At 65.7% G+C, this 15,081-nt stretch carries 22 protein-coding genes and 1 pseudogene; 7 read left to right on the top strand and 16 right to left on the bottom strand.

The window, feature by feature from the left end:
• Positions 1-8: 8 nt before the first annotated feature.
• On the top strand, positions 9-143 hold the full coding sequence (locus tag AB4Y73_RS15255) for an SDR family NAD(P)-dependent oxidoreductase (protein ID WP_441872725.1): 135 nt from the start codon (positions 9-11) through the stop codon (positions 141-143).
• On the top strand, positions 109-333 hold the full coding sequence (locus AB4Y73_RS15250) for an SDR family oxidoreductase (protein WP_441872775.1): 225 nt from the start codon (positions 109-111) through the stop codon (positions 331-333). Before AB4Y73_RS15255 ends, AB4Y73_RS15250 begins: the two co-directional genes overlap by 35 nt.
• Here AB4Y73_RS15250 and AB4Y73_RS15245 read toward each other — a convergent pair.
• The 5 genes from AB4Y73_RS15245 to AB4Y73_RS15225 form a co-directional block, all read right to left on the bottom strand.
• The gene (locus tag AB4Y73_RS15245; RefSeq protein WP_441872724.1) at positions 330-836 is read right to left on the bottom strand and encodes a GNAT family N-acetyltransferase; all 507 of its coding nucleotides are present in this window, start codon (positions 834-836) and stop codon (positions 330-332) included. The genes AB4Y73_RS15250 and AB4Y73_RS15245 overlap by 4 nt on opposite strands.
• A gap of 115 nt (positions 837-951) precedes the next feature.
• Complete coding sequence (locus AB4Y73_RS15240; RefSeq protein WP_441872723.1) at positions 952-1,386, bottom strand: SRPBCC family protein; 435 nt, start codon at positions 1,384-1,386, stop codon at positions 952-954.
• A 92-nt stretch (positions 1,387-1,478) separates the two neighbouring features.
• Positions 1,479-1,622: an MFS transporter small subunit gene (locus tag AB4Y73_RS15235; protein WP_441872722.1), complete on the bottom strand. Its 144-nt coding sequence runs from the start codon at positions 1,620-1,622 to the stop codon at positions 1,479-1,481.
• A 1-nt stretch (position 1,623) separates the two neighbouring features.
• Positions 1,624-3,018 (bottom strand): OFA family MFS transporter, encoded by a 1,395-nt coding sequence (locus tag AB4Y73_RS15230; protein ID WP_441872774.1) that lies wholly within the window; start codon positions 3,016-3,018, stop codon positions 1,624-1,626.
• Positions 3,019-3,198: 180 nt separating this feature from the next.
• Entirely contained in the window at positions 3,199-3,789 is a 591-nt protein-coding gene (locus AB4Y73_RS15225; protein WP_441872721.1) for an SOUL family heme-binding protein, read from the bottom strand.
• A gap of 106 nt (positions 3,790-3,895) precedes the next feature.
• On the opposite strand from AB4Y73_RS15225, the pseudogene AB4Y73_RS15220 reads away from it, so the two are divergent.
• Positions 3,896-4,648: pseudogene (locus tag AB4Y73_RS15220) on the top strand (ArsR/SmtB family transcription factor).
• Between the two features lie 29 nt (positions 4,649-4,677).
• Here AB4Y73_RS15220 and AB4Y73_RS15215 read toward each other — a convergent pair.
• The 3 genes from AB4Y73_RS15215 to AB4Y73_RS15205 are packed head-to-tail and all read right to left on the bottom strand — an operon-like array spanning position 4,678 to position 6,123.
• Positions 4,678-5,307, bottom strand: a complete 630-nt coding sequence (locus AB4Y73_RS15215; RefSeq protein ID WP_441872720.1) for a maleylpyruvate isomerase family mycothiol-dependent enzyme — start codon at positions 5,305-5,307, stop codon at positions 4,678-4,680.
• Positions 5,304-5,747, bottom strand: coding sequence for an SRPBCC family protein (locus AB4Y73_RS15210; protein WP_441872719.1), 444 nt, complete (start codon positions 5,745-5,747; stop codon positions 5,304-5,306). Before AB4Y73_RS15210 ends, AB4Y73_RS15215 begins: the two co-directional genes overlap by 4 nt.
• A complete protein-coding gene (locus tag AB4Y73_RS15205) occupies positions 5,740-6,123 on the bottom strand; it encodes an ArsR/SmtB family transcription factor (protein ID WP_441872718.1) in 384 nt (127 codons plus the stop codon). Before AB4Y73_RS15205 ends, AB4Y73_RS15210 begins: the two co-directional genes overlap by 8 nt.
• 133 nt (positions 6,124-6,256) lie before the next feature.
• Here AB4Y73_RS15205 and AB4Y73_RS15200 point away from each other — a divergent pair, with 133 nt between their 5' ends.
• Positions 6,257-6,721 carry an SRPBCC family protein gene (locus tag AB4Y73_RS15200; RefSeq protein ID WP_441872717.1) on the top strand — a complete coding sequence of 155 codons (465 nt, stop codon included), beginning with the start codon at positions 6,257-6,259 and terminating at the stop codon, positions 6,719-6,721.
• 2 nt (positions 6,722-6,723) lie between these two features.
• Positions 6,724-7,056: an ArsR/SmtB family transcription factor gene (locus AB4Y73_RS15195; protein ID WP_441872716.1), complete on the top strand. Its 333-nt coding sequence runs from the start codon at positions 6,724-6,726 to the stop codon at positions 7,054-7,056.
• 83 nt (positions 7,057-7,139) lie between these two features.
• Here AB4Y73_RS15195 and AB4Y73_RS15190 read toward each other — a convergent pair whose 3' ends face one another.
• From AB4Y73_RS15190 to AB4Y73_RS15180, 3 genes are all read right to left on the bottom strand, one after another.
• On the bottom strand, positions 7,140-7,811 hold the full coding sequence (locus AB4Y73_RS15190; protein WP_441872715.1) for a hypothetical protein: 672 nt from the start codon (positions 7,809-7,811) through the stop codon (positions 7,140-7,142).
• Between the two features lie 138 nt (positions 7,812-7,949).
• Positions 7,950-9,203 carry an RNA polymerase sigma factor gene (locus AB4Y73_RS15185; protein ID WP_441872714.1) on the bottom strand — a complete coding sequence of 418 codons (1,254 nt, stop codon included), beginning with the start codon at positions 9,201-9,203 and terminating at the stop codon, positions 7,950-7,952.
• Positions 9,203-9,535 carry a YciI family protein gene (locus AB4Y73_RS15180; RefSeq protein ID WP_441872713.1) on the bottom strand — a complete coding sequence of 111 codons (333 nt, stop codon included), beginning with the start codon at positions 9,533-9,535 and terminating at the stop codon, positions 9,203-9,205. Before AB4Y73_RS15180 ends, AB4Y73_RS15185 begins: the two co-directional genes overlap by 1 nt.
• A 221-nt stretch (positions 9,536-9,756) precedes the next feature.
• Between AB4Y73_RS15180 and arr the strand changes: the two genes are divergently transcribed.
• A complete protein-coding gene (gene arr, locus AB4Y73_RS15175; RefSeq protein ID WP_441872712.1) occupies positions 9,757-10,182 on the top strand; it encodes an NAD(+)--rifampin ADP-ribosyltransferase in 426 nt (141 codons plus the stop codon).
• Between the two features lie 49 nt (positions 10,183-10,231).
• Positions 10,232-10,687, top strand: a complete 456-nt coding sequence (locus AB4Y73_RS15170) for an SRPBCC family protein (RefSeq protein WP_441872711.1) — start codon at positions 10,232-10,234, stop codon at positions 10,685-10,687.
• Positions 10,688-10,830: 143 nt separating this feature from the next.
• On the opposite strand, the gene AB4Y73_RS15165 is transcribed toward AB4Y73_RS15170, so the two are convergent.
• The 5 genes from AB4Y73_RS15165 to AB4Y73_RS15145 all read right to left on the bottom strand — a co-directional run bounded on the left by AB4Y73_RS15165 (position 10,831) and on the right by AB4Y73_RS15145 (position 15,051).
• A complete protein-coding gene (locus AB4Y73_RS15165) occupies positions 10,831-11,232 on the bottom strand; it encodes a (R)-mandelonitrile lyase (protein ID WP_441872710.1) in 402 nt (133 codons plus the stop codon).
• 8 nt (positions 11,233-11,240) lie between these two features.
• Positions 11,241-11,432: a carboxymuconolactone decarboxylase family protein gene (locus tag AB4Y73_RS15160; protein ID WP_441872773.1), complete on the bottom strand. Its 192-nt coding sequence runs from the start codon at positions 11,430-11,432 to the stop codon at positions 11,241-11,243.
• Between the two features lie 137 nt (positions 11,433-11,569).
• Positions 11,570-12,451 carry an aldo/keto reductase gene (locus AB4Y73_RS15155; protein ID WP_441872709.1) on the bottom strand — a complete coding sequence of 294 codons (882 nt, stop codon included), beginning with the start codon at positions 12,449-12,451 and terminating at the stop codon, positions 11,570-11,572.
• 21 nt (positions 12,452-12,472) lie between these two features.
• Positions 12,473-13,504, bottom strand: coding sequence for a zinc-dependent alcohol dehydrogenase family protein (locus AB4Y73_RS15150; protein WP_441872708.1), 1,032 nt, complete (start codon positions 13,502-13,504; stop codon positions 12,473-12,475).
• 95 nt (positions 13,505-13,599) lie between these two features.
• Complete coding sequence (locus tag AB4Y73_RS15145) at positions 13,600-15,051, bottom strand: MFS transporter (protein ID WP_441872707.1); 1,452 nt, start codon at positions 15,049-15,051, stop codon at positions 13,600-13,602.
• Between the last annotated feature and the right edge of the window lie 30 nt (positions 15,052-15,081).

Below are 15,081 nucleotides of genomic sequence, written 5' to 3'. Positions count from 1 at the left end.
CCCTCACCATGGATCTGCACCTGCGGGGAAAGACTGTCCTGATCACCGGTGCCTCACAGGGCATCGGCCGGGAAACGGCGCTGGTGCTGGCGGAAGAAGGCTGCAGGCATCAATCCCGGGCCGGTGTCCACGCCCCGGAATGAAGTGATGCTGCGGAACAGGGCCAAGACGGAACTGGGCGACGAGAACCGCTGGGCGGAACTCACCGCGGCGCTCCCCTACGGGCGGGCTGCCACCCCGGGGGAAATCGCCAGCGCCGTCGCGTTCCTGGCATCCCCCCGGTCCGGCTACACCAACGGAACCGTTCTGACCATCAACGGCGGCCCGGCCTAGCGCAGGCTCTTCGCCGTCCGCACCATCCTGAGCTCTGGCAGCTCCTCCCACTCCGGCGGCAGCAGGCCCGTCGCCCCATCGGGGCGGAAGCCATGCTTGCGGTAAAACGCCTGGGCTCGTGAATTGTCCCGGAGCACCCACAGATAGGCGGGTGAATCGCCGACGGCGGCACTCAACAGTGCCGCGCCCAGTCCTGTTCCGTAGGTGTCCCGGAGCGTGAAGATCGAATACAGTTCCAGCTCCTCAGGCCCCGGATCATCCCGGCCCGGGCCGGCGTCCGCCAATCCCACGATGCGGTTGGTGCCGTCCACCGCAATGATCCGCGGGTCAGCAACCGCGAGGTGGGGACGGCGACTTTCCACCCGTTCGGGGATGCTGGCCCGGCGGCCGCGGAAGAACTCCGGGGAGAGCAGGTGCCCGTAGCTCTCCTCATGGGCGAGTGTATGAAAGAGCACCACGGCCATGGCGTCCTCGGGAGTGGCCTGACGAAGCTGATATTTCATCCGTTCAGCCTAGCTTTGCGGTGGTCCTAGGCCGGTGGACCGCCGGCCGCTCGTTCCGCCTCACATCTTTACGTGTAGACGCGAGAACCGTGGCTGTTGTGATCACATTCTTCAGCTAGCCGGCTTCGAGAACGGTCTTCAGACCGGCCAGTTGCGAGACTTCCTTCTGCATGGTCCGCTCGATCATGGGCCCGAGGACCTTCATGAGCCCTCTCGGCTTCAGGTCCAGGGTGAACCGGACCCTCGTGCCGCCCGGTTCTTGGCTAAGTTGGTATTCCCCTGCGGGCCGAGCGGGCCCAGCCACTACCTGAAAGGCAAGGAGCCTGCCCGGCTGCGCCGTGGTGATCTCATAATCGCCGTCAATGGGCCGCCCGCCCGGACCCGAAAGGGTCTGGCTGTAGACGGCGCCAACTACCCCGGGCTCGCCGCTTTTCAGGGAGATGGCCTGAACTCCTGATCGCCACGCGGGATTGTTGAGGCCGTCCGCCAGGAATGCGTAGACGTCTTCCGGTGAGCGGCTGATGGTGGTCTGGTGCTCGGCGTGAGCCATGGCTTCTCCTTATACGGGTGTGCCTGGCGCCTAATTCGACGCGCTGCCCACACTCTACGCTCAAGGAGCAGTGTTCGATCAGCCCGCAACGGTCACCCGAACAGCGCCGCCACCTGGGTCAAGGTTTGAAATACCCCATAGGCCAGCGGCACCCCGACGAGGGCCCAGGCCACGGCCAGCCGGCCGCCGGAACGTTTCACGGGCGCGTGCGCGCCGGGGGTGTGTGCAGTGCTCATATCAGGCCTCCATGGCGGATTTGTTCGGCAGCCGGTGTTCCGGGCCGGGTTCGTGGAAGCGGGCGTCGACGGGCTTGATGAGGAGGTTGGCCACGAAGCCGATCACCAGCAGCACCACCATGGTCAGCAGCGCGGGCTGGTAGGACGCGGCGTTCAGCTGGCCGGGCTTCCCCTGCGCGTCCAGGATGCCGTTGACGATCAGCGGGCCGGCCACCCCGGCGGCGGACCAGGCGGTCAGCAGCCGGCCGTGGATGGCCCCCACCTGGAAGGTCCCGAAAAGGTCCCGCAAATAGGCCGGGGCGGTCGAAAAGCCGCCGCCGTAAAAGGAAATGATGACGACCGCGAGGGCGACGTACAGGATGGTGGTGGTGGAACCGGCCAGCGCCAGCACCGTATAGAGCACTGCGCCGACGCCGAGGTACATCATGTAAATTCGCTTGCGGCCGGCGACATCGGAGGTGGCCGACCAGGCAAAGCGACCGGCCATGTTGCCGATGGAAAGCAGACCGACAAAGCCGGCGGCGACGGCGGCACTGACCACGGAAGCGCCGTCGGACTTCCGGAAGAAGTCCTGAATCATGGGAGCCGCCTGCTCCAGGATTCCGATTCCGGCACTGACGTTGCAGAACAGCGCAATCCAGAGCAACCAGAACTGCCTGGTTTTGATGGCGTTCTTGGCGGAGACGTTTTCCGTGGTGACCAAGGTGGCGGCCTTGACCTTGGTGGGATCGAACCCTGCAGGCCGCCAGCCCTCTTGCGGGACCCTGATGGTGAACGCGCCGAAGAGCATGTACGCAAGATAGACGACGGCGAGGGTCAGGAAGAGTTTGCCCACGGCATCCCCGCTGGCCACCCAGCCCTTGTCGCCGGAGTTGGGGTCGTAGAGCTTGAGCAGCGCGGTGGAGACCGGGCTGGCGATCAGCGCGCCCCCGCCGAAGCCCATGATGGCCATGCCGGTGGCGAGGCCGGGCCGGTCCGGGAACCACTTGATCAGGGTGGACACGGGCGAAATGTAGCCGATGCCCAGGCCGATTCCGCCGACGACGCCGTAACCCACGTAGACGAGCCACAGCTGGTGCGTGAAGATTCCCAGCGACCCGATCAGGAAGCCGCCGGCCCAGAACATGGCGGAGGTGAACATCGCCATCCGCGGGCCGTTCCTGTCCACCCAGGTGCCCATGACCGCCGCCGAGAGGCCCAGCATCACGATGGCGATGGAGAAGATGACGCCGATCTCCGTCAGGCTGACACCGAAGTGCTTGACCAGGGCCGTTTTGTAGACGCTGGTCGCGTAGGCCTGGCCGATGCAGAGATGGACCGCGAGCGCGGCGGGGGGTACCAGCCACCGGTTGAATCCCGGCGGGGCAATACTGTGTTTACGGTCCAGCCAGCCCATGTTTGCTCCTCCTGGCATGTCGAAGACGCCAATGTCCGTTCGATCAAAGGCCAAGGCCCCTCCCCCAGGTCAATGTCCTCCGGCAATCATGGGGCAGATCATCAGCAAACGTACTATAAATGCGCCGAACGGTATCCAGCCGTCGCTGAGCGGCTATTCTCCCTCCCTGCGGCCGGGCCCTCAGGACGTGACTGGCGGTTCCTCCACGTCCTGGATGACCTCGTTGTGCCGCAGGAACCACGGCTTGAACGGCGGATCAAAGCGGGCAAACCGTGGCGCCCCCACGGCTGTCAATCCGGCAAGGGTCAGCGCGGCCTGCAGCCCGGCGTTTCGGCGCGCGAAGGCCGCACCGTTGCCGCTGCCCGAGAAGCGGACGACGGCGGCCAGCGAACCCGGAACGGTCCGGATCCCTACGTCCGGGTTGATCGGAACCGGTGCTGTTTCCGCCGTCGTGCCGGCCGGGAGCACAAAGGCAACGGCAAAGTCAGCCGGCGCATCGGTGCCCGGCAGCGGACCGCTCTGCAGCACCGGGGCGGTCATCGCCAACTTCTGCGACGCGCCACTTTCCTGGATGACGGGGGCCGTCATCGCCAGCTTCTGCCGCGCTGTGTTGCTGCCGCTGATGTAGTTGAACAGGTGCCGGAAGGCGGCATTGCCGGCCCGGTCAAAGGCCGTCCGGACGTGCACCTCGGCGAGAACATGCGCGGGATAACGCCGCAGCTCGAAGTGCGGGTAGTGGTGGACCAGTTCGTAGGGCTGCTGTTCGGTCATGGTCCTCCAGACCCTACGCCGGTCCGCCGCGGGCGGCCAGAGAGCGCAACACTTAGCATCGGGAAAGCTCTAGACATGTGACCATATAGTCACCTATTCTGGAGGTGTGGACGCCGTATTCAAGGCCCTCGCCGACCCCACCCGCCGGGACCTGCTCGATGAACTCTTCCGGGAGGACGGGCAAACCCTTCATGCGCTCGAGGCCCGCTTCAAGATGACCCGCTACGGGGTGATGAAGCACCTCAAGCTGCTGGAGGACGCCGACCTGGTGGTCACCCGCCGTCGGGGCCGCGAGAAGCTCCACTTCCTGAATCCGGTGCCCATCCGGCTGGTCCACGACCGCTGGGTGAGCAAATACGCCGAACCATAGGCCGCTGGCCTCAGCGACCTCAAAACCAGATTGGAAAGTCCCATGGAAAAGATCTTCGAAATCTATATCAAGACCACCCCCGAACGGCTCTGGGAAGCCATCACGGACAGTGAAATCCGCAGTAAATACCAGTTCGGAAACACCCTCGAATCCGACTGGAAGCCGGGCGGACGGTTCGCGATGGGCAATCCCAAAGCCGGCGAACTGCTGGGCGAAGGCGAGAACCTCGAAGTTGACCCGCCGCGGAAACTCGTCCAGACCATGACCGCGCTCTGGGGCGACGACGTCAAAGCCGAAGGCACCTCACGGATCACCTGGGAAATCGAACCCGTGGGCGATTCCTGCCACCTCACCGTCACCCACGACCAACTCCGCGAAGGCGCCAACGAACAGCTCTACGGCGGCTGGCCCATGATCCTCTCAGGCCTGAAGACGTGGCTGGAAACCGGCGAGAAGCTGACCACCCCCGGCTCCCTCATGTACACCTAACTGAGACGGCGGCACGCCTCGGGGTTGGATCAGGCAGTGGTGAACCGGTCGCTTGCCTGGCCGGTGAGGACGCCGGTGGGCAGCTTGCGGTCCATGAGGACCATCAGGAGGTGGTGGGCGGCACCGCGGAGCGGCTCGCCAGCTCCGAAGGCCCAGTCGAGATCGTCGGCCTCAAGGCGGATGCCGGTCAGGTCAAGCCGGAAATGTTTCAGGCTGAGCGGGCTGGTTGCCTGGTCCAGGACCGTGAGCAAGCTGGCCTCACTAACTGAGTGTCTAATGCCCAGCGGGATTGTGATGTCCAGGCCGTGAACGATGTCATGGGTGAGGGCCCCTTTGAGGCCGCCACCCGGTGGCTTCCAACGGGTATCCTCGTTCGTCCGCCAGCGGTGGAGCAGTGTGCTGACGGGTTCCTGGGCGTCGTGGCGGGCGACTCGATCGGCCATCTGGGCGAAGTTGCCACGGGAACGGAGCATCTCGCCTATGAACCGCGGGGTCGAAAAGCGCAGGGGCATGGTCATGTGCGCGACAACCTCGCGTATCCGCCAGCCCGTGCATAGCGACGGGGTGTTCCAGTCCTGCTGGGGCAGGGCTTCCAGGATATTGCTGAAGGCCCGCCGCTCGGCGGCGATACTGGCCATCAGGTCGTCGCCCGCGCTCATCGATCGGCTCCGGTCAGCTCAGAGAGATAGGCCTCGAACCGGTCCAGGGACGTGAGGAATCCGGCCTGCGCATCGGCATTCATCATCGGAGACGGCACCTTGGTCTGTTCTATATCGACTCGGGTTCGGTGGTTCCCGAGTTCGGTGAAGGTGATGGTCACGGTCATCCCGGACCGGTCCTCAGTCCACGACAACCGCTCCGGTGGGCTGACCTCAAGGTATGTTGCGCTGGTCGGGTAGGTGCTGCCGTCGGCGTCGTTGACCATGACGGTCGTGAAGACCCCGCCAACGCGCGCGTCCACGGTGATGGTGTCCAAGGGTGTGGTGACCCCGCTGGGACCCCAGAAATGAGTCAGATGCTCGGGGTCGATCATGCAGTTGAAAACCAGCTGCCGTGGCGCCTCGAAGGTGCGGGTGAAACTCAGGGTGTTCTCATTCACTGGGATCTCCATTCGGGGGTTCTTGCAGGGTGCGGAGGTGCTGGTCGAGCTTGTCGAATCGCTCCGACCAAAGACGCCGGCTCTCTTCGATCCAGCCGGCAGCGGTATCGAGGGCCTGGACCTCCAGGTGGCAGGGGCGGAACTGGGCGTGCCGGCCCCGGCTGATCAGCCCTGATCGCTCAAGCACCTTGAGGTGTTTGGATATGCCTGGCAGGCTCAGCTTGAACGGTTCCGCCAATTCATTGACCGTTGCGTCGCCGATGGCGAGCCGGGCCACGATCGCCCGCCGCGTTGGATCGGAGAGCGCACTGAACATCGCGTCGAGCTGCTGACTCCCTGCCGCCGTCATGACATCATCCGAAATCTCTTCACCCATATATTTTACCGCTCAGCTAATTAACCGTCAAGGAAAGTACTGGTTCCGGAAAAGAGCAACCAATCGTTGCGCATGCCTGAGTGGTGCTTTATAGTTTGTGCAACAAAAGGTTGCTAATAGTGAGGAGCGCGGGATGGAACACGGCAGCATCGAGCGGGAGATCCACATTGAAGCCACGCCCGAGGTGGTGTATGAGGTCATCACCAGGCCTGAGCACCTGCGGGAGTGGTGGCCGGATGAGGCCGAGCTCGAACCGGTGCCCGGGGCCACGGGGGTCATCTCGTTTGGCGATAGGTCTGCGCCGGAGGCAAAGATGGTTACTCTCCTGGTGGTGGAAGCCAGCCCGTCTCGCCGGTTCTCCTTCCGGTGGGTCTACGACAACGGTGAGACCCCGACGCCTTCCAACTCGCTCCTGGTGAGCTTTGACCTGATCCCGTCTGGTACGGGCACGCGGCTGCGCTTTACCGAGACGGGCTTCAGGGAGAGGGGTTGGGAGGCGGCCGTGCTCGAGGAGCAGTACCGGGATCACGTCCGCGGCTGGGACTACTTCCTGCCCCGACTCGTTTCCTACGTCGGCGGGCTGGTAACGGCGCCATGAGCATGGCCGTCGACGACGATCTCTGGTCGGCGGTGGGAGATTCGACCCGGCGACGGATGCTTGACCTGCTATTGAACGACGGCGGCGGCACCGCTACCACGCTGAGTAGGCAGCTGCCGGTCACCCGGCAGGCGGTCGCCAAACACCTTGCCGTACTCCACCGCGTCGGAATAGTCCACGCCAAGAGTTCGGGACGGGAGCGCATCTACGAGGTGAGTCAGGCCCAGCTCGCCCGAGCTGTCGCGCAGCTGTCATCGGTCGGGGCCACCTGGGACGCCAGACTGCATCGCATCAGGGCAATCGCCGAAGCAATCCAGCAGAGTAGCGAAGGCTGACGGCTCACGGCGATCATCACCTCATCGTCACGGACGGTCACCGGCCAGACATCCCGGGTGCCGCCGTCGTACTCCCCTGCCGGTCACTCCGAGGCGCGCGGTGCGTTCAGTTCGCCTGCAATCTTCGCTTCCAGTGCCGCGACCGTGGCCTCGGGCAGGACGATGAGACCGTCCAGTTCCCGCCGGGCGCGCTTGTACGCGGTTTGCCGTTCGGCTGGTGTCGCGGCGTTGTCGGAGGCGATGTTGAGCAGTTTCCTGGCCGTCGACAAGCGCTGGCGTTCCAGCACGCTGAAGTTGTGGTCCTTGATCCGCTTGGCTTCGCGCTCCGCGATGTCGAAGGCCAGTTCAAAGGCGTTGACCGCCGACCGGTACTCAGCCAGCCGCGCCGGCGCCGTAATGTCGCCAGCGGCGGCCGGGCGCAAACCGTCCGCCGCTTTCTTCGCGCGGATGAATGCGACTGTAAGGGGCTCCCGCACATCGGTCATGACCGGGAAATCGATAAGTTTCCCGACGTCGAGCTCGTAGTCCAGCCACCGCCGGTTGACGGCATCGTGCCCGGCCATCAGGGCGGCAACCTCGGCCTGGCTGGTTTGTTCCGCCTGCACCGCCTGGTTCTTGAGTTTGTACAGCTCCACCCGGCGACGGTGCCGGCGTTCGCTCGCCCTGGACCACGACCTCGCCCACCCTCCGGCCAGTCCGCTCAGAGGGAAGACGAGCCACCAGAAGTGGCCAACGAAGTCAAAGAAATGCTCCACAGATTCATCCTCCCACCGCCCCACCCGCACCCCAAGCCCCCTGTCCAAGCACTTAGGACGGCGCGGGCCCTCTCACGGGTGTACCGCCGTCGTCATTCCCGACGGCGGCCGCAGACCTTGGGAGCCGAACGTTCGTATTCAGCCCGCCAGTTCGTTCAGTCGGGTCCGGAGGTAGCGCCGTTCGGCGTCATTGTCAGTCAGGATCAGCGCCTCCTCGAAGGCGACCCGGGCCTCGCCGAGACGGCCCAGCCGGGTCAGGAAGTCGGCGCGTGCGGCGGCAAGATATGGGTAGCGGGCCAGCTGGGGCTCGGCTCCGAGCGCATCCAGCTCCGCCAGGCCTTCCGCGGGGCCCACCGCGAAGCCGACTGCAATGGCCCTGTTGAGTTGGATAACGGGAGAGGGCCACGTCTCCATCAGCACGTCGTAGAGCCCCAGGATCTCCTGCCAGTCCGTGTCCGACCACGACTCGCTCTCGTCATGGACGGCCGCGATAGCCGCCATGACTGCGAAGCGGCCCGGCGGCCGCGCCGCCAACGCTTCGCGCAGGAGCGCCACCCCCTCGTCGATGGCCTGCCGGTCCCATTTGGACCGGTCCTGGTTCTCCATCAGCACGAGGTCACGGTGCTCATCGAGCCGGGCTTCCCTGCGTGCGTCGGTGAGCATTAAGAGAGCCAGAAGGCCGGCGACGTCGCGGTCGGCGGGAAGCAGGACCCGGAGCATTCTTGCTAGCTCAAGGCCGCGTTCGGCGAGGTCACGGCGCATCAGGTCAGCTCCTGACGGGGCGGTGTGCCCGGTGGTGTACACCAGGTAGACGACGGCCAGCACGCCGTCGAGCCTCTCCCGGAGCTCCGACGCCTTCGGCACACGGTAAGGGATGTGCGCGGCAGCGATCTTCTTCTTCGCCCTGGTGATCCGCGCGGCCATTGTGGCCTCGGGCAGCAGGAACGCCCGCGCCACTTCACCGGTGGACAGGCCACAGAGGAGCCGCAGCGTCAGTGCAACCTGCGCATCCAACGCCAGGGCGGGGTGGCAGCAGGTGAAGATCAGCCGGAGCCGGTCATCGCTAATGTCTTCAGAGTCCCGGCCCGGCTCGTCGTCTAGGGACTCCTCCGGGGTCAGAAGCTTGGGTAGCGTCCGCTGCGCCGTCGCGGCGCGGCGATGCATGTCCAGGGCCCGCCGGCGCGCGGCCACGGTGAGCCACGCGCCAGGGTTCTTCGGGATGCCGCGCGGACCCCACGTGGACAATGCGCTGGCGTACGCGTCCTGAACGGCTTCCTCGGCCGTGTCGATATCGCCGGCAACACGCACGGTGGCCGCCAGCACGAAGGCCCACTCCCTGCGGTGCGCATCGGCAACCGCGGCAGCAACCTCCGAGCTGGCGGCCTGCGGCATCAGCTGACCATTCGCACGGGCCGGACCTCTACCCCGACGCCAGCCGGAACCTCCTTGGCGATCTCCAGCGCCTCATCCAGGTCAGCCGCCTCGATCAGGTAGTAGCCGCCCAGGGTTTCCTTCGACTCTGCGAACGGACCGTCCGTTACCGAGAACCCGCCCGCACCGTCGCGCCGGATGGACGTCGCCGTCGACGGCGGCTGCAGCGCGGCCCCGCCGAGCAGTGACGCGCCACGGCGCTGCTGGAACTCCTGGTAGGGCGCGCTCATGGCCTCGCCTTCGGATTGTTTCGCCGCCTCATCCTGGAAGATCAGGACCAAATACTTTGACATTTTGTGCTCCCTTCGTCCGTAACTCTTGTGAGCTTTTCACTGCATCGACGCCGAATACCTCGCCGTCCCCGGAGCCCTCCGTTCAGGCTCCTACTCATACGACGCACGCCGGAAGCCCAGATCGACAACTACGATCCAGAATTTCAAAGAACCCACCACCTGCCAAGGTTTTGCCTGTGCCTGCAGGCTACAGTGGAACCCCAAACTTCCAGGAGGTGTGCATGGAAAACGTGGCGACGCCGTCCGGCCCTAACGATCCCGGGCCGTTCTACCACGGCACCAAGGCCGATCTGTTGCCGGGCGATCTGCTGAGACCCGGCTACAGCTCGAACTACGGCGAGCGGAAGACGGCAAACTTCATCTACCTGACCGCCACGCTGGATGCGGCCACGTGGGGAGCCGAACTCGGGGTCGGTGAGGGACCGGGCAGGATCTACCGGGTGGAACCCACCGGCCCGTTTGAGGACGACCCGAACCTGACGGACAAGAAGTTCCCGGGCAATCCGACCAGGTCCTACCGCACCCGTGACCCGTTGAGGGTGATCGACGAGATCCTGGACTGGCAGCCGCACTCCCCCGAGGTGCTTGAGCACATGCGGAACCACCTTGCCGAACTCAAGGCGCAAGGCATCGAGGCCATCAACTAAGCCACGCCCGCATCTTTCCGCGCTGCCCGTCGGATGGCAGAGTGGGACCATGGATGAGCAGCCCGGCAGTCATGTCCTGAACCTGGAATGCAGGCTGGAGGCTCCGCCTGAGAGGGTATTCAGGATGCTGACGGAAGCCTCCGAGCTGGTGAAATGGTGGGGTCCGAACGGCTTCACCCTCCCCTCGGCCGAACTCAACCTGGTGGCGGGCGGCCGCTACCGCTTCCGCATGGCACCGCCGGAGGGCGAGCCCTTCCACCTCTCCGGCGAGTTCCTCGAAATCGATCCGCCCTGGCACCTCGTCTACACCTTTAACTGGGAGGAACCGACGCCGGACGACCGGGAGACCGTCGTCGACCTCGCCCTCGTCAGCGACGGCACGGGCACCAGGCTAGCCCTCTCGCAGGGTCCGTTCCTGACCGAGGAACGGCTGGCCCTGCACCGCGACGGCTGGAGCGAATCCCTCGCGAAACTCCGCAAGGCCGCGGACGCACCCGTTCAGTAAGTGACGTCCGGCAGCTTACTGGTTTCGACAGACCGCGTGGCGGACCGTGTCCCGCCCCTGGCCGATGATGATGCCTGAGTGCTTCCGCCATTAGTCTGCCCCCACACGCCTGAGTAAGCCGCCGGGTCCTGCCGCCGGCTGGTTTAGCGGCCGTTGTATTCGTCGTCGGTGATGTGTTCGGCCCATGTGGTGGTCTTGGACGGGTCTTCGCCGTTTTGGAGCATGGCGATGTGTTCCATGAAGCAGCCGGGGGCGGCCGCGTGCCAGTGCTCCTCACCGGGCGGGGTGTAGAGGGTCTGGCCGGGATGGACTTCGATGATTTTTCCGTCCCGCGTCCCGAAACGCCCTACGCCCTGGGTGACGCGCAAATACTGGCCGTGCTCGTGGGAGTGCCAGGCTGTCCGTGCCCCCGGGGCGAAACGGACGGTGGCGACGACCATCGTCTGGTCGCTCTCGTGGGGCAGCGCGATCGGGTCGAGCCAGACGTCCCCGGCGAACTGTGCGGCCGGGTTCTTGGTGGTCGGCGCGGTGGGTTCGATGTTCATGGTTGTCCTTACTTGTTGTCTGTGAAGAGTTGCGTGGCGACGCCCATCGCGGACATGCCCCGGGGCCAGCCGGCGTAGAGGGTGACGTGGGTGATGGCTTCGATGAGCTCTTCCCGGGTCACACCGTTTTCGACGGCGCGGCCCAGGTGGTGACCCAACTGCTCCGTGTTTCCTCCGGCGGTGAGCACGGCAACGGTGATGAGGCTGCTAATGCGTGGGCCGGTTCAATCGCCCCGGCGGTCACAGCCGTGTCTCATCGCGCCGAGGCATAGGGGGCTGACCTGCACGCCGGTGCGGCCGAGGGGGCGGTATTCCATGCTGGTTCCTGCTCTCTGTCTCAGGCTTCGGGGATGACGAACGCGAAGCGCTCTTCGCGGGCCTCGTCGGGGTCGGGTCCGTTCCGCACGCCGGTATCGAGCGCGTTGATGGATGCCAGTTCCTCGGCCGTGAGCTCGAAATCGAAGATGTCGAAGTTTTCGGCGATGCGGGCCGGGTTGGTCGATTTCGGGATGGCGGAGCGGCCCTGCTGCAGGTGCCAGCGCAGCATGACCTGTGCCGGGCTCTTTCCGTAGGTCCCCGCGATGGCGGCTATGACCGGGTCTTCCATGACGTTCTTCCGGTCCTCGCCCCAGCCGGGGTAGAAGGTGATCCCGCCGATGGGAGACCAGGCCTGGGTGAGGATCCCGTGCTCGGCGTCGGCCGCCTGGACGTCCGGCTGGGTGAAGTAGGGGTGCAGTTCGATCTGGTTCACCGCCGGGACGACGTCGGTCGAGTCCAGCAGGTGCTTCAGGTGGTGCGGCATGAAGTTGCTGACGCCGATCGCCCGCACCCGCCCGTCGGCCAGCAGGGCCTCCAGTGCCTTGTATGCAGCGATGGTCTTTTCGAACCGGTCGGGGGCGGGCTGGTGCAGGATGAGCAGGTCGAGCTGATCGACACGGAGTTTGCCGGTTGCTTTCTCCCAGGTGTGCAGCGTCTCGTCGTAGCCGTAGTCGCTGACCCAGACCTTGGTCTCGATGAACACGTCCGAACGATCGAGGCCTGAGCGGCGGATGCCGTCGCCGACCTCCCGCTCGTTGCCGTAGGCGGCAGCGGTATCGATGTGGCGGTAGCCGGTGGCAAGAGCGGCCTCGACGGCCGCAGTGGTCTGCTCCGGCGGGCTTTGGAAGACGCCCAGGCCGATAGCGGGCATAGTGACGCCGTTGTTGAGTGTGAGATGCATGTTTTTGTCCTGATTCTGTGGTTACGGACGGACGAGTACTTTGAGTGCTTCGCGGTCGGCCATGGCCTGGTAGCCGGCAGGAACGTCGTCCAGGCCAATGGTGCGGTCGAAGACCTTGCCCGGATCGATGGTGCCGTCGAGCACCAGGGGCAGCAGCTCCTCGATGTACGCGCGGGCGGGTGCGACGCCGCCGGTGAGGGTGATGTTGCGCAGGAACTCGGGGAATCCGAGCGGAACGTCGGAGAACTGGGGCGCACCCACACGGCTGATGACGCCGCCGTCGCGCACCACGCCAATCGCCATCTGGATCGCCGGTTTGAGGCCCACGGCTTCGAGCACCACGTGCGTTCCGTCGCCGTTGGTGAGTTCCCTGACCTTGGCGATGCCTTCCTCGCCGCGTTCGGCTACGACGTCGGTGGCACCGAATTCGCGGCCGAGGTCGGTGCGGGCCTTGTGGCGGCCCATGAGGATGATGCGTGAGGCGCCCATGAGCTTGGCCGAGATGACTGCGGAGAGGCCCACTGCGCCGTCACCGATCACGGTGACGCTCTGGCCGGGTTTGATGCCGGCCTTCTTGGCCGCGTGGTAGCCGGTGGACATGACGTCGGAGAGGCTCAGCAGTGACGGGATCAGTGTCTCGTCGAACCCGGCGAGGACCACAACAAGGGTTCCCGACGCCTGCGGGACCCGGGCGAATTCGCCCTGCCCGCCGTCGTTATGGCGGCCCCATTGGGCGCCGTGGCGGCAGGAGGTCTGCAGGCCTTCCTGGCAGAAGTCGCAGGTGCCGTCGGAGGCGACGAACGGCGCGATGACGAAGTCACCGACTGCCAAGCCTGTCACCTCGGAGCCGAGTTCCTCGACGACGCCGACGAACTCGTGACCCATGCGGGCGTCTTCCGCGGACTCGGGTTTGGAAGCGTAGGGCCACAGGTCGCTGCCGCAGATGCAGCCAGCGACAATGCGCACAATCGCGTCGGTGGGCTCCTGAATGGTGGGGTTGGGGACAGTCTCCACGCGCACGTCTCCGGCGCCGTACATCACTGTTGCTCGCATCTTGGTTCCTTACTAAGTGGTGGGCCGGTTTCCAGTCAACACCGGTCCCGGACCTCGTGGGAGGGCAGGTTAGTACCCCTTTCAAACGGTCGGGATCACCGCACGACGGCAGGCTGCCGCGATGTGGGTGCCGCCGTCGGTTTCGGGGTGCGGCGGGACGCCAGGTCCGCGGGCAGGATGAGCCCTGCTGCCACGGCCAGAGCCAGGAGCAGCAGGATGCTGCCCGTGGTGAGGGCGGCGCTGACCTGCGCGGCCAGGTGCACCGCGGCGGTGCCCGTGGCCGGAACGGTCGCTGCGGCCGCGACGGCGACGCCGAGCCCCAGGCACATGCCCACCTGGTGGAAGGTGTTCACCAGGCCTGACGCGGCGCCGGCGTCGGAAGCGGGCGCACCAATGATGCCGAACGATGCCAACGGCGCGAACGCCAAACCCTGGCCGGCGCCGATGAGGATCATCGGCAGTGCCACGCCCGTCAGGTAGGAGGAGCCGACGCCGGCGAGGCTCAGCCAGAACATCCCCGCCAGCGTCAGCAGGATCCCTGCCAGCAGCGGGATCGAGGCCGGCAGCCGGCCGGCGAGCCGCGGGACGGCCATCGCCACGGCAAAGTTGACTGCGGTCATGGGCAGAAACCCGAGACCGGCCTGCAGCGGGTCGAAGCCCAGGACTTCCTGCAGGAACTGGGTGGTGAAGAAAAAGAACGCGATCATCGCGCCCAGGTACAGGAAGCGGGCAACGTAGGCGCCGGTGCGCCGGCGGCTCGCAAAGAGCCGCGGCGGCATGATGGGCTGGGCGGCCTTGCGTTCGATCAGCACGAAGTTGACCAGGAGCACGACGCCGGCGCTGACGGCTGTGAGCGTGACCGGCGAGTTCCAGCCCCCTTCGGCTACGTGGATGATCCCGTACACGAGCGCGCCCACACCAAGGGTTGCGCTGAGCGCACCGAACACGTCGAAGCGTCCGCTGGCCCGTCCGGTTTCCGGAAGGAACCGGGGCGCGAGGGCGATCATCGCGGCGCCGATGGGCACGTTGACGAAGAACCCGGCCCGCCAGGAGATCCAATGGGCCAGCGCCCCGCCGATGACCAGGCCAAGGCTGGCGCCGATCCCGGCGGTTGCGCCATACAGGGCCACCGCCCGGGTGCGCTCGCGGCCCTCCGGGAAGCTCGCCGTCAGCAAGGACAGAGACGCGGGTGCCACGATCGCTGCTCCGATACCTTGGACGGCGCGGCCGGCGATCGCCCACCACCCTGCCGGGGCCAGTCCGATCAGCAGCGACGCGAGCGAAAAGACCACCAGGCCGAAGACGAAGACACGCCGCCGGCCCAGCAGGTCACCCGCCCGGGCACCGAGGAGAAGCAGGCCGCCGAAGACCAGCGTGTATGCGTCCTGGACCCACGAGAGCTCACCGGTGCTCAGCCGCAGGTCTGCCTGCAGGCTGGGCAGCGCAGTGAAGATGACCGAGTTGTCCAGGAGAATCATGAAATAGCTGGCAAGGATGATCGCCAGGATCGCTGCCGGACGGACGGCTGTTGTGGGTGCAGGCTTCATGCATTCAATGCAACCGTGATTCCTTGCGCG

The sequence above is a fragment of the Pseudarthrobacter sp. TAF60_1 genome, assembly GCF_052113505.1.
Lineage (GTDB): Bacteria > Actinomycetota > Actinomycetes > Actinomycetales > Micrococcaceae > Arthrobacter.
This window is presented reverse-complemented; position numbering and strand designations above follow the sequence as displayed.

Coding starts and splice junctions, on each gene's coding strand:
- AB4Y73_RS15255 (WP_441872725.1), top strand. CDS start 9: ATGGATCTGCACCTGCGGGGAAAGACTGTCCTGATCACCGGTGCCTCA.
- AB4Y73_RS15245 (WP_441872724.1), bottom strand. CDS start 836: ATGAAATATCAGCTTCGTCAGGCCACTCCCGAGGACGCCATGGCCGTG.
- AB4Y73_RS15240 (WP_441872723.1), bottom strand. CDS start 1,386: ATGGCTCACGCCGAGCACCAGACCACCATCAGCCGCTCACCGGAAGAC.
- AB4Y73_RS15235 (WP_441872722.1), bottom strand. CDS start 1,622: ATGAGCACTGCACACACCCCCGGCGCGCACGCGCCCGTGAAACGTTCC.
- AB4Y73_RS15230 (WP_441872774.1), bottom strand. CDS start 3,018: ATGGGCTGGCTGGACCGTAAACACAGTATTGCCCCGCCGGGATTCAAC.
- AB4Y73_RS15225 (WP_441872721.1), bottom strand. CDS start 3,789: ATGACCGAACAGCAGCCCTACGAACTGGTCCACCACTACCCGCACTTC.
- AB4Y73_RS15215 (WP_441872720.1), bottom strand. CDS start 5,307: ATGAGCGCGGGCGACGACCTGATGGCCAGTATCGCCGCCGAGCGGCGG.
- AB4Y73_RS15205 (WP_441872718.1), bottom strand. CDS start 6,123: ATGGGTGAAGAGATTTCGGATGATGTCATGACGGCGGCAGGGAGTCAG.
- AB4Y73_RS15200 (WP_441872717.1), top strand. CDS start 6,257: ATGGAACACGGCAGCATCGAGCGGGAGATCCACATTGAAGCCACGCCC.
- AB4Y73_RS15195 (WP_441872716.1), top strand. CDS start 6,724: ATGGCCGTCGACGACGATCTCTGGTCGGCGGTGGGAGATTCGACCCGG.
- AB4Y73_RS15185 (WP_441872714.1), bottom strand. CDS start 9,203: ATGCCGCAGGCCGCCAGCTCGGAGGTTGCTGCCGCGGTTGCCGATGCG.
- AB4Y73_RS15180 (WP_441872713.1), bottom strand. CDS start 9,535: ATGTCAAAGTATTTGGTCCTGATCTTCCAGGATGAGGCGGCGAAACAA.
- arr (WP_441872712.1), top strand. CDS start 9,757: ATGGAAAACGTGGCGACGCCGTCCGGCCCTAACGATCCCGGGCCGTTC.
- AB4Y73_RS15170 (WP_441872711.1), top strand. CDS start 10,232: ATGGATGAGCAGCCCGGCAGTCATGTCCTGAACCTGGAATGCAGGCTG.
- AB4Y73_RS15165 (WP_441872710.1), bottom strand. CDS start 11,232: ATGAACATCGAACCCACCGCGCCGACCACCAAGAACCCGGCCGCACAG.
- AB4Y73_RS15155 (WP_441872709.1), bottom strand. CDS start 12,451: ATGCATCTCACACTCAACAACGGCGTCACTATGCCCGCTATCGGCCTG.
- AB4Y73_RS15150 (WP_441872708.1), bottom strand. CDS start 13,504: ATGCGAGCAACAGTGATGTACGGCGCCGGAGACGTGCGCGTGGAGACT.
- AB4Y73_RS15145 (WP_441872707.1), bottom strand. CDS start 15,051: ATGAAGCCTGCACCCACAACAGCCGTCCGTCCGGCAGCGATCCTGGCG.